This is a genomic window from Pseudomonas sp. CIP-10 (assembly GCF_020911845.1).
Lineage (GTDB): Bacteria > Pseudomonadota > Gammaproteobacteria > Pseudomonadales > Pseudomonadaceae > Aquipseudomonas > Aquipseudomonas alloputida.
In genome coordinates, this window is the sequence record NZ_CP087160.1 from 2,932,882 (window position 1) to 2,944,982 (window position 12,101).

11 protein-coding genes and 1 pseudogene are annotated in these 12,101 nt (G+C 51.1%); 8 read left to right on the plus strand and 4 right to left on the minus strand.

Annotated features, from left to right (window positions below):
- Positions 1 to 24: 24 nt before the first annotated feature.
- Both LMH93_RS13325 and LMH93_RS13330 read right to left on the minus strand, forming a co-directional pair.
- Complete coding sequence (locus tag LMH93_RS13325; protein WP_004374840.1) at positions 25 to 468, minus strand: potassium channel family protein; 444 nt, start codon at positions 466 to 468, stop codon at positions 25 to 27.
- Positions 469 to 859: 391 nt separating this feature from the next.
- Complete coding sequence (locus tag LMH93_RS13330) at positions 860 to 1,768, minus strand: LysR family transcriptional regulator (protein WP_019751499.1); 909 nt, start codon at positions 1,766 to 1,768, stop codon at positions 860 to 862.
- 103 nt (positions 1,769 to 1,871) lie between these two features.
- Here LMH93_RS13330 and LMH93_RS13335 point away from each other — a divergent pair, with 103 nt between their 5' ends.
- Complete coding sequence (locus LMH93_RS13335) at positions 1,872 to 2,624, plus strand: SDR family NAD(P)-dependent oxidoreductase (protein WP_230065309.1); 753 nt, start codon at positions 1,872 to 1,874, stop codon at positions 2,622 to 2,624.
- A gap of 317 nt (positions 2,625 to 2,941) precedes the next feature.
- Here the strand turns inward: LMH93_RS13335 and LMH93_RS29905 are convergent.
- Positions 2,942 to 3,031: pseudogene (locus tag LMH93_RS29905) on the minus strand (hypothetical protein); the annotation flags it as partial.
- A gap of 1,357 nt (positions 3,032 to 4,388) precedes the next feature.
- On the opposite strand from LMH93_RS29905, the gene LMH93_RS13340 reads away from it, so the two are divergent.
- From LMH93_RS13340 to LMH93_RS13355, 4 genes are all read left to right on the plus strand, one after another.
- The gene (locus tag LMH93_RS13340; protein WP_230065310.1) at positions 4,389 to 6,260 is read left to right on the plus strand and encodes a transposase family protein; all 1,872 of its coding nucleotides are present in this window, start codon (positions 4,389 to 4,391) and stop codon (positions 6,258 to 6,260) included.
- A 3-nt stretch (positions 6,261 to 6,263) separates the two neighbouring features.
- Positions 6,264 to 7,151: a TniB family NTP-binding protein gene (locus tag LMH93_RS13345; RefSeq protein ID WP_230065311.1), complete on the plus strand. Its 888-nt coding sequence runs from the start codon at positions 6,264 to 6,266 to the stop codon at positions 7,149 to 7,151.
- The gene (locus tag LMH93_RS13350; RefSeq protein WP_230065312.1) at positions 7,148 to 7,816 is read left to right on the plus strand and encodes a hypothetical protein; all 669 of its coding nucleotides are present in this window, start codon (positions 7,148 to 7,150) and stop codon (positions 7,814 to 7,816) included. The genes LMH93_RS13345 and LMH93_RS13350 overlap by 4 nt, the downstream gene beginning before the upstream one ends.
- A gap of 69 nt (positions 7,817 to 7,885) precedes the next feature.
- Entirely contained in the window at positions 7,886 to 8,833 is a 948-nt protein-coding gene (locus LMH93_RS13355) for a hypothetical protein (protein WP_230065313.1), read from the plus strand.
- A 783-nt stretch (positions 8,834 to 9,616) separates the two neighbouring features.
- On the opposite strand, the gene LMH93_RS13360 is transcribed toward LMH93_RS13355, so the two are convergent.
- Positions 9,617 to 9,994, minus strand: coding sequence for a helix-turn-helix domain-containing protein (locus tag LMH93_RS13360; RefSeq protein WP_230065314.1), 378 nt, complete (start codon positions 9,992 to 9,994; stop codon positions 9,617 to 9,619).
- Positions 9,995 to 10,311: 317 nt separating this feature from the next.
- On the opposite strand from LMH93_RS13360, the gene LMH93_RS13365 reads away from it, so the two are divergent.
- From LMH93_RS13365 to LMH93_RS13375, 3 genes are all read left to right on the plus strand, one after another.
- Positions 10,312 to 11,046 (plus strand): metallophosphoesterase, encoded by a 735-nt coding sequence (locus tag LMH93_RS13365; RefSeq protein WP_230065315.1) that lies wholly within the window; start codon positions 10,312 to 10,314, stop codon positions 11,044 to 11,046.
- Positions 11,046 to 11,369 (plus strand): hypothetical protein, encoded by a 324-nt coding sequence (locus LMH93_RS13370; protein WP_442800199.1) that lies wholly within the window; start codon positions 11,046 to 11,048, stop codon positions 11,367 to 11,369. Before LMH93_RS13365 ends, LMH93_RS13370 begins: the two co-directional genes overlap by 1 nt.
- A 196-nt stretch (positions 11,370 to 11,565) precedes the next feature.
- A complete protein-coding gene (locus tag LMH93_RS13375; RefSeq protein ID WP_230065316.1) occupies positions 11,566 to 12,063 on the plus strand; it encodes a hypothetical protein in 498 nt (165 codons plus the stop codon).
- Positions 12,064 to 12,101 lie beyond the last annotated feature (38 nt).

Consider the following 12,101-nt stretch of genomic DNA (forward strand, 5'->3'; position numbering starts at 1 on the left):
ATGAAGTCCTGGTAGCGCAATACTTCAGGTTTTTTCGCCGCGGTCCTTGTCGGCATGGGTCATTTGGTAGATATGATTGACCTCGGCGAAGAACACACCCGTGGATAAGCCGCACATGATGATACCCGTCAACCCTTCAATCAGCCCGAATAGGCGCCAGGGTTTCACCAGCACTACGTCACCGTAGCCGATGGTGGCGTAGGTCACTCCAGAGAAGTAAAGCGCCGTTTCGAAATCAGGCAGAGATCCCTGCCACACATAGAATGTCGCCCAAATCGAGACAGCGATCAAATGCAGCATGATCATGTAGCAGACAACCCAAACCAACCGCGCGCTGATGGCGCCTAGTTGCCGTAGGGGAACATTGTTTCTGCGGGACAGAAACTTTAGCATCAAGGCCAGACCGACGGCATGCACAACCACGGTAATGGCTGCCAGCCCCCACGCGAAAAAGATGCTTGAATACATCAGTGCTCCTTCCGGGTTTCCGCGTGACGGTTGCCATCATTGCCCCTTCTTTCCTCGCGCGCTCCCAAGGGAGGTTCTTCGGCTGTTTAGTGGGGGCCAAACTGTGTTTCTCGAGGTCGAGCTTCTGCGTACGCTCCGATGTCCTTTGGTAAAGAGTCTCGACGAATGTAGGTAGACGGACTTGATAAATATCAAGCACCTCCGTCGAGCTTGCGCGGGCGGGGTTTACGTACAAACTGTCCTGATGCGGGGCATTGATATTTGTCGGTAGGAATACGGGATTGAAATCCACGTCATTCCGCCGCTGTGGGTGAAAACTTCAGGAGGGCCAGGAGGTAAGACGCCATGTCCTCACGCGACTAACATACTCCCTGCGCCAGCTTGGCGCTGATTACCTCCAGGCTGGGCTTGAAAGGTGCTCCGCGAAGAAGTCGGAAAGGGCCTGAACTTTTCTCGGCCGTGCACGGGCTGATGGCGTCACGAAATACAGACCGCCCTGCGTCATGCGCCACTCAGGCAAGATGTGCTGTAGACGTCCATCGGCGAGATATTCGGCGGCGATGAACTCCGGAAGCTCAGCGATTGCAACCCCCGCCAGCAAAGGTGCGACTAATGCATCCGAGTTGGTGACGCGCAGGGGGCCGCGCGGGGCCACATCTTGCTCGCTGCCATTATCGTGAGTGAAACGCCACACCTGGCTCCGTGCTCGATAGGCGTAGCTCATACACGCATGAGCGGCCAAGTCGCGGGGATGAGATGGATGGCCACGCCGGGCCAGATATGACGGGGCTGCTACGAGGAATTGGGTCACCGAGCAAATTCGGCGAGCCACCAGGGAGGAATCGGGGAGGGCCGCGATCCGCAATGCCGCATCGAAACCATCGGCCACCAGGTCAACTGTCGAATCAGATAGGTGTAGATCAAGCTCTAGCTCTGGATAGAGCGTCAGCAACGCTGGGAGTAACGGCGCGACCCAGCGCAAGCCGAACGACATGGGCACAGCCAGCCGCACCAACCCGCGTGGTTGTACCGACAGCTCTTGGGCTTCGCTTTCCATTTCTTCAGCCTGGCGATACAACGCACTGGCCTGGTCAACCATACGTTGACCAAACTCGGTCACAGAGAGTTGACGTGACGTTCGGTTGAACAAGCGACCGCCCAGGCGCTCCTCCAAGCGCGCAACCGCCCGCGATACCGTGGGAACCGACACACCCATTGCCCTGGCGGCGGCCGCGTAAGAGCCTTCCTCCGCCACCTTGGCGAACATGGCAAGCCCTTCAAAATCCGGAATTCTTGACATTTCAATTCTGCAATGATGACTTTCAAATGATTCTATTTTGAAATTCTCTAGAGGTCGATACGCTTCTCCCACACCAAATCGCAATCTCGACGGGAGAAACACCATGAGCAAGAAACTGGAAGGTAAAGTCGCACTGGTCACTGGCGGAAGCACTGGCATCGGTTTGGCCACCGCCAAACGCTTCGCTGAAGAGGGCGCTCACGTCTACATCACCGGTCGCCGTCAAGCTGAATTGGACAAGGCGGTGGAACTGGTTGGCAACGCCACCGGTATTGCCGTCGACTCCACGAAGCTCGAGCAGCTCGATACGCTGTATGCCCGCATTAACCAAAACCATTGTCGGCTCGACGTGCTGTTTGTCAACGCCGGCGGCGGCTCCATGCTGTCTTTGGGTGAGATCACCGAAGCTCATTACGACGATACATTCGATCGCAACGTGAAAGGCGTGTTGTTCACGGTTCAGAAGGCGCTGCCGCTACTGGCGCCGAAAGCGTCGATCATTCTGACCGGCTCCACGGCCGGTAGCTCGGGCACTGCGGCATTCAGTGTGTACTCCGCGTCTAAGGCGGCTGTTCGGGCCTTTGCACGGAGCTGGATTCTGGATTTGAAAGATCGCGCTGTCAGGGTCAACACCCTCAGCCCGGGCGCAACGCGTACGCCCGGCCTGGTCGACCTGGCTGGCCCAGATACAACACAACAGCAAGGCTTGCTCGACTACCTGGCTTCGCAGGTGCCAATGGGGCGGGTGGGTGAGCCCATCGAGATTGCCAATGCAGCCGTGTTCCTTGCCAGTGAAGACTCAAGCTTCGTGAACGGGGCTGAATTGTTCGTAGACGGTGGCCAGGCACAGATCTAAGGAAACATTTTTTGCTGTTGTTGACTGCGCATGGGGTAGCAGGTATCCCGCAGACACGCTTGGGAATGGACACCGACTTCGACAATCAAGTGGCAAGCCAATGTGTCCGCAGATAGTTGGCCACGCTGATCGGACAAATCACAAGGGGTTCGTAGAGACCTGTCATGCGGCCCAGGCCCAGATTGATCTCCTCAATACCCCTGATTGTTTCTGAAATTTTTAGTGGTTACGTCGGAGTGCAGATATTCCCCCGGGCGAAGCATACCTGCGAAGCAGGCAACGGGGCCATGTAACGGGCCCCGTCGCCACAGCCGGATTTAGCGGTGTAGCGTCAGGGCGACCAGGTTTACCAAGGCGGAAAGGGTCATGGTGATGTCGGCAAACGCGAATACGGTTGATAGGTCTTCAGGCGCTTTTGATGATGGTCAGCAGCATCTCATTCGGGCATCGTCCACAAAGCGTGTTTTGAGGGTGAAATAAGTGCCTAGTCCGACGACCAGGACGATGAGCAGCTTTCTCGAAAGAAAACCATTGATGGCTTCGAGCATCATGCGTTGCCCAGATATCTTCATGATCGTAGTGCCCGGTGCTGCAGCGTCCTCAAAATGCTCGATCGATAGCTGGAGGAGGGGAACGAAGCTTTGGCACATGAACGAGCCGTATTTGAGCTAGAGCGGAAGGAGATGAAAACTGAGCGAAGTACACTTTCGGGCGACTGTATTGTCCGCTCGGCGGCAGCCTTGCAGCCAGAGGGCGTAACCATCCAGTGGCGAGAGAATCGACTCAAGCTGGCAAGCCAATGGTCTCGTCTACATCCAGAGCTCGAATTTCGGCATAGGCGTAGAAAGTCTGGATCGCGCGCATGGAAGCTGAAGGTCAGCGCAGGCGAACGCGTGACCCACTCGTTTAGACTTGGGCATGTCGTCCTCTGTGAGCTCCCGGATACCGAACTGCTCCAGCTCTCGGCTGATGAGCATGGCAAAGCGGTCTCTGCAGATGCTCTCAATGTAGGGCATACCGTGCGCAGAGATAGGATTATGAATGGAACCCAAGCTTTTGAATTTCTGGGAAACGGGGGTTTGTGGGTGTGAACGTTGAAAACAAAACGGATAACTAGATTTTTCAAGAAATACAGATGTTTAGCAAAAATGTCGCCCCATCACCGGAAAACAGAAATCTTTCTTCCGGCAATGAAAACAACATTATCATTTTTCCTGCAATGAAACGCACAGCCCATCCGGTTAGATTCTGCTACGGCGGTACGACCTTACGGCTTTCCTCTCTTCACCTCCTGCCTTGGTCGAATGGGCATGTCCACGCCTGATTGGCAGCTGGCTCCCCTCGAAGCGGTGATGGCCTGCATCGCCGATGCTCATGCCGCGTTCTGACAACCACGCTCTTTGTGATGCGTGTCGAAAAACTCGGGTGATTGGAGTCTGTGCAAAAATTTTTATAACATTTTTTGCCTTGGCATTATTTTTTTGATTATAAGAATTCCTTTTCCGTTTAAATATATATTGCAAATACCCAGTCGCAATCGTTGGGAGGAATCGGTCTAACTGATTGAAATTATCAGGTTTTGAATTGGACACTAAGTGTACTTACTTTTTGAATTTGAAAGCTCAATATTTAAATAAATCGTTTTCATGTCTTAAAGTCGAACATACAGCGGAACCTGGTCGGGGGTTGCATGTCTTAGTTCGGCGGCTATGATCAACCAGGCGCCATGTGGCTCAGCTGTTCACACATCAGGTAGGGTTCGGTATGGATAACGATGAGCCAGGTGATGAAGCTCAGGAAAGTGAAAAAAATGCTACATTGGTTCCAGTAAAAAATGCCCAGGCTGGTATCCCTAGAGACTGGAAAGAGTCTGGAGTTCCAGAAAGTAGTGAAGTCATTCCGTATCAGGTTAAAACAATTGACCAATACGAGGAGCAACTCGCAAACGAACGCATATCTGTATTCGATCAAGTCGATCAAGGACTGCCTGCCAAGAGGGGCATGGAACTCCTTGGATTAAAGAAATCCCACTTCTACAAGTTGCTTGATGATCATCGTAATGGAAAAGACATCGTTCGGAGTCATAAAGGAACGCCAAAAGGGGGGAATCGATCAACGTCAGGGCAGGTGGCTGCGTTAAATAAAGCGTTTGAATCGCACTACGAAGGCCCGAAGGCCTCTATCAGTGAACTGTTGAAGTGGGCGCGGCGTTATTGTGAAGAAACTGGTGTGAAGCCAGTGAGTCGTCATACTGCAAGAAGATTTCTCTATGAAATACCTGAAAAAGACCGTGATCGAAAAATACTGACTACTGATCAGTTCAATCAAAAATACGGTTATAGGCCTAAAAAATTAATTATTGATGGTTTGCTGCGTCGCGTGTCAATGGATCATACACGCGTGGATATCTTGCTGGTCGATGAATTTAATAGAAATGTGATAATTGGTAGGCCTTGGATAACCATGATCATCTGTGACAGGTCGAGGGTGATTTTAGGTTTCTATCTAAGCATGGAGGCCCCTAATATAAATACGGTTGCTGCGGCATTAGCTTTTGCGGTTATGAATAAAGAAAGTAGTTTGTTTTGTTTTGTGATGCACCCTGGCGAATATCCATTCCATGGTATCCCCTTTGTTATTTTTACCGATAATGCCGCAGAGTTTACGAGCGAGGCTTTTATTCAACAGTGCAAAGAATGGGGCATGGAGTGGGAGCATCGCCCCATCGGAAAAAAATGGTACGGCGGGATCATAGAGCGTGTAATTGGCTCATTCATGACAACTGGAGTGCACTTTCTTCCTGGGTCGACCGGGAGCAACGTGGTAGAGCGACAGAGCTTTGAAAGTGAGCTAAATGCCAAAATGGATTTCAAACAATGTGCGGAGTGGATGATGAAAGAAGTGACGCTCTACCATGGGAAAATCCATAGAACACTTGGCTGTACACCGAGGGAAGCTTTCGCGCATTATAAAAGCGAAGGGAAGTATGATTTCTCCAGGGTTATTGGTAAAGAGGAGGAGCAGAGGTTTCTTATCGATTTTTGCCCAACCTCCTTTAATCATAGGGTTCACTCTTACGGCATTAATTTCGCCGGCCGCAGATATGCAGGCGATGCTCTAGAGGAATATGTTGGCCAAAGGCTGGATGTGAAATACTTACAGCACGACCTCAGTTACATTTGGGTCAAGGCGCCTAGTGCGTTTCTAAAAATTCGTTGTGTGTACACCCGTGCCGGGTTATCGATGCATTGGGAGTCTTATTCGAATCACAAGCAGTTATCTAAGCGTATGCCAGCTCTGATCAACAAGGCTAGCGGCACTGTCGATGATGATTTCGCACGCGCCGCCATGGATCGTCAGGAAGAGATTATTCAAGAAGCTGAGGTGATGAAAACAGCTTTCATGGATGCGCCAAAGCAGTTAGTCCTACCTGCACCACCTCCAACCCCCCCTTCCACCGAGAAAGTAGATATACACGACGTGGAGGAAGACCTTATCGATGACAGCAAAATCTATGTCCACACCGATGAGAATGTCTGGGAGGAAGACGATATTTTTCAACCACAGATAATCCCAGACCCCGAAGAGATAGATTTGCTGATTCCAGTGCTGATCATCGATCCTAAGGAGACGTGAGTTATGAGCGACCTCAGTCATGTCAAGACGGACTTAAGGCACCTAATCGAGTTGCCTGCAGAAAAACGGATTCAGATCTGCCGCCATGACATTTGGATCGATACTCCCCGTTTGAAGCCTTTGATGAACTGCCTGAACCACATGGTCTATACAGAAAACCAACTACAGGCATCAAGCATATTCATCTATGGCGATGGCGGAGATGGGAAGTCGGCTTTGTTTCACCGACTTCAGGCTCTGGGCCACCTGTCAGGGAAAAAAATGGTATTCATTACCCTGACCGAAAATATAAATAGGTACAAGTTACATGATGCGATCTGCGAGCAATTCAATGTGCAGGTCGGCAAGAGAACAACCGCTGCAAACAGAATTGACATAATACTTAAAAAAATCGAATCAGGTGAAATTGGAGCGATAGTAATCGACGAACTGTCAGATGCGATGCTTGAGGGGAACGTCAATAAAAAAGTGATTTTATCACTGCTGCGCAGCCTTGCGGAAGGAAAGCTCAAATTGTGTGTCATCGCTTTTGGAAACTCCGTAGCTCTCGAAGCCATCGCGCTTGATCGAGTTCTGGATCGAAGGTTTGTTCAATGGGAACTCCAAAAGTGGCGCATGGATCAAGACTTTGTAAACTTTATAGCCACTTACGAAACGCATCTTCCCCTTAAACTTGCATCGAACGTGTCATCCCCTAAGCTCAGGACGCTTATTTATTCTAATTCCCATGGCATTCTGGATAATATCGTAAAGATTCTTAAGTGCACAGCGATGGATGCTATTGAGCAGGGCACTGAACGCATTCATCAAGATCAATTTCATAATATCGATGCCTTAGCGGTGAAGTACGGCTTCAAAATCCACCATCCCGGCAAACGTCAAAAGAAATGATCATGCTCTCGCACTCACAGTACGCCACGGCTAACGATCTCTTGACTGCGTTGAAACGTGGGAGTTCATTTTGCATTGTCTCAAGTGAACCTGGGTTCGGTTTGACTACTTGTATGGAGTATGTCAGATCGCGCCTGGGTAAGCCCGCATTGATCATAGCAGACCATCCTGAACTTGCAGGCTTGGATGTTCTTGGTCAGTTGTACCAAGAACTATATATTGATATTGAATTTCAAAATAAAAAAGAAATACCTGCCTTTGTGGTCGAAATTGTTGCCCTGAGAGAAGTCTCGACAATTTTTATCGATCACATTGATATGTTTCTCGGCAGTGAAGGCGCAAAGCGTCGTACTGTTCAACAAATTAAGTCCGTACTGACTGCATTCCCATCAGTCAATATTGTAGTTTCTGGTTTGGATTCAGATGTATCGGTCTTGCAGGGTCTCGACGGTTGTACGCTGCACTGCGCTCAGATTTTCAGCTTAAAGGGCTTTCGAGATTTTAATGAATACGAGGTTTTTTTTGAATCGATCCTTGCAAGACATCCACGCACGTCTTTCACGGACGTTTCGCTGGAGGCGCTTTACAATGATACCAAAGGAAATCTTGGCAATACATTCCTGCGGCTTTTCCACCCCGCGTATCGCTACAATGGCAGGGATTAATTGATGGTTTGTGTCGATTGCTTACCGATGGGGGGGGAGCTCCTGTCGTCCTGGCTGTATAGGCAAAGCATGGTTTCTAAGTACACGCCACTTGGGTGTGAGGAGCTTAGTCAACTTTGGTTGGCATACGCCTCAGGTTCAGATTTCGATCCGGATTTCTCGCTGAACTCCAGCTTTGCCAACGCAGCGTGTGATGCCGTAAGCATGAGTCGTGAACTCAGGGCAGAATTCGTTAAGCCGCCTAGCAGCTGGCTGATACCACGTTTCTACAGACGCACTTTTTGCTATCAGTGCTTGGCAGAAAATATTCGCACCCAAGCATTCCCAACCGCCCTCAAGAAGTGGTACGCCGTGGCTTCAGTAGTTTGCGAGTTGCATGGGTTGCCGTTAATCGATGCTCCAGAGACATTCGGCCCTAAGTTGAATATGGCCATGAGGTTTTTTGTAATGCATAACTTACATAGGGACAGGTTTCTTTCAGCATCGCGCTTTGAAGAGGGGGTGAGGGCTATCAAGTCTTTGGTGTTTGTACAGAATATGCTCAGAAGCTTCGAGATTAAAGACGTCGCGGGTCAACTGAACAATGGTGGTCACCCAAAGAGCGAGTGGATGTTTTCGAAATTTCTAATCTGCTTATTGCTTTATCCTAAGTTCGGCCTCATCAATCGCCACATCCGTAACGGCGCTGCTTACCTTCAATTACCGCTATTCCAACAGACTTTCACTTACGGCCCGCTGATAGCCAGTGTCGCTCACCGAAGGGCTGCTCTGCTCATGCTTGGTTGGCTCTTCGAGGTCTGGCCAAAAGAAACATCGAGCTTGCTTGAGGATCTGCTGAGTTCAGTAGGTAGCGTGCTTGGGTTTTCGGATGCCTATGGTGTGGGCCACGCATGCAATGGCTTTACGCCAGAACAGGCTGCTGTCATCGCACGCCGACTTATGCAATGGCATGCACATACAGCCTCCCGCAGAATTCATATGTTCATCGAGGGGTTCGTTGCCTCAACTGGAAAGTGAAGTGCGGTCAACAGTCATAACATCTAGAAGAGAGAGTGGCTATTGAATGGATACTAGATTCTCTTTAATCAGCGAAATCACGCTACCTTTAGGGTTAGTCTGCCTAGACGGCCCATATGGCGGTACCGGAGTATGGATTGATTTCCTAGTGGCGCTGCCACGCGTATACGTCTTTCAGTATTCGATCCATCACAGCTCGGTACGAACCGGCATGGGGCTAGCTGTGAGCGCAGTAAGGTCGGAAAAACCTAGGATAATCGCAAAGCACCGTCGGATCAGCTTTACATATACAACATTGTACTCACCGTGGCCCGTGGGTCAGGAGTACGATAACGCACGTGATTTTTGCGACTTGTTTTTATCTAGGTTCTTTCAGTGGCCGGCGAAGATATGCAGCAACCGATCTAACGTTTTCACAAGCACTTTCGCTTCAATATCGGAGCAGGTAGGAACCACCGTTGCATCACTGCAAGGTGTCTTGTTGTGCCCACCTGTACTGCCTCGTAGTAAATCGTCAGATAGCCCAAAATAGTTTTCAATTAAGAAGGTCATTCACACCACCAACTGTGCCGACAAGGATCATAAGTCTTACCAAGTCCGTAAGTCAGCTCCAGAGGGAACCCGCAGTCCCCAAAACTCCGGTGTTTGTGCATCTGGCGTACTGTTCAATGCGCCACACAGAAGGGCTTCAGCGTTGACGAAGTTTGGCTTCGGGCTTCGGCAATACTATCCTGCATCAAACATAGAAAAATGGTTACTTCAATGAGGCTACCACTGCGAAAATTAGATCTTCGGCTCCTTCCACAGCACGCTCACCGTCGACTTCGCAAGCCCCAGCAGCTCCGCAGTCTCCTTCTGCGTCTTCCCCTCAGCCTTGCACTGAAGCACCGCAGCTCGATTGGCAGCGCCTGACCGAACACGACCATGCACTGATTGCAGCTTGCCGTCGGTGAACTCCCCGTCGAGCTTATCCAGGACACCGAGCTTCTCAAGCTTGGTGATCTCGCCGGCCAGGTCTTTCAAAAATTCCTTAGGGGTCTGGCTGCGGTCATGAGCGCTGGCCACGGCCACGAGCGCTACAAGATCGACGTCCAATGCGATGGCGATGTCTTCGAGCGAGGACAGAGTTGGGTTGCTCTTCGCGCGCTCGATATTGTTCATCTGACGCGCCTCGACCCTGCCATGAAAGTCTTCCTGGGACAGATTCCGGGCGGTACGTGTCAGCCTCAAGACGGCGGCCAGCGGTTCTCTCAACGACATTTGGAATACCCAAAGCCGAGGATAAAGCCATATTGCGCGGTTCGACTCCATGCAATATAGTGCTGCGAAATGAACCGTCAGGCACGCTTGGTGCGCTGCTCTGGTCGAGGAAGTGAAGGCTGGGATGCTTCCGCTCCATTGCGCCGGCAGTCCCGGCACGCGTGCGCTCTGTAACCCAGCCTGCGTCAATTTATAGCTAAACCCTCAAGGTCAGCGTTTTGAGAATCAGAATCTACTCAGACCTCCACGCCGAGTTCCGCCATTTCGACCCGCCGCCCCTCGACGCTGGGGTTGACCTGGTAATCCTCGCTGGCGACATCAACAAAAAGGCCAGGGGCGTCAAATGGGCCAATGAGACTTTCGCGTGCCAGGTCGCGTACATCTTAGGCAACCACGAATATTACGACGGCCACATCGATCGCACCTTGCAGAAAATGCAGGATGCTGCGGCCGGCCACGTGCATGTTCTGGAAAACGAATCGCTGATTCTGGGGGATGTCAGAATCCTCGGCAGCACAGCATGGACTGACTTCACGTCAACAGGGAACTGGGTCGCGGCTAGCAATGCCGCTAGGCAGTGCATGAACGACTTTAAGTACATTCGGTGTGACTCCCACTACAGGCGACTTCGCACGGAAGACCTGATTACCCGGAACCACATCGCCAAGGACTGGCTGACTCAAGAGCTTGCTCGACCGTTTGACGGCAAAACGGTAGTGGTGACACATCACTCACCATCCTCAGCTGTGATTGGTGAGCAGCATGAAGGGCATCTTACTGCAGCGTACGCCAACGACTGGCCGCACCTAATTGAGGAGGCCAATGTGTGGGTGTTCGGTCACACGCACGAGGCTACAGATGTTGAGCTTGCCGGCTGCCGGGTGATCTCAAACCCCCGTGGCTACCCTGGCGAGAATACCGGTTTTGACCCTTACTTCGAGATCCAAATCTAATGGCCAATCCGGCGATGAAGCACTTTTTCGACCACGCCGTCGACCCGCTAGAACTCAAGCGGGATCTTCCCTCAGAGGTCATCCAAGCGCAGGGAGTAGATTGGGGGGTGATGGTTGACGCTTACCTCATCAACGCTGCGAGAGTAGGGCAGAGCTACGCCGCGCTCGTTTACAGCGATCAGTCAAACGTGAGCTCGAATGGAATGACCGTTGCTACTCCTCCGCTCGTGCTGGTTGAGACAAGGGCGGGGTTCAAGCTGATGCGCAGTCTTAGTGGGAATGACCATTATGTAATCGCCAGCGAGCTCGGCGAACCGCGCTGATCATTTGGCTTGGGTTGATTCACCAGTCAGTCTGAGGGGGCTTTCAAACTGTATTAGTCGGCCAGGCGCGACGAACACCTCGGATTTACAGTTTTTTATCCAGCTTACACAAGCCGCTGGAGGGCTGCGTGTGCACAGGTATTCACATGGCCTTAGCTATCAGCAGCCTTAAGATTAAATGCACTAAGGAAAATGCATGTCTGATCTGAAGAAAATTGAACTTACTATCAAGAACTACAATGTTAAAAATACTGCTGACATTGATACGCTCTACAGTCAAGTTCGGTGCGAAGACGGCGAGGGGAAAACCTTCTATTTCAAAGAAGTGTGCATGCTGGACTACCTGAAAAGGCATGGAGCAATTGTTACGGACAAGCCCAGAACGTGGTACTACAAGCATCTGAGCAAGAAAAGCATCGTTCTGGTAGCCTTCCAGAAGGCAGATGGGAAGGTCGAGTATGACCTAGACCACCTGCGACTGGTTGCTAAATCCAGTATTCTGAAAGGGGTCGTGTTCGCGGTAGCGGCAATTCCTGCAGCGTTGATCATCGCGACGGCCACTTTTGGCGTCGGCCTCCTGTTCGCACCAGTTTGCTTCTTCTATGCATACAGAAGCCTCTTCAAAATCCCCCGTATGTTGCGCAGGAGCACGCTGGTAAACGAGCTTGCGGCTCATGGAGTGACTGTGCAGTAGCTGCCACTCTGGACAGCTGCGAGGCTGGGTTGAGGCTG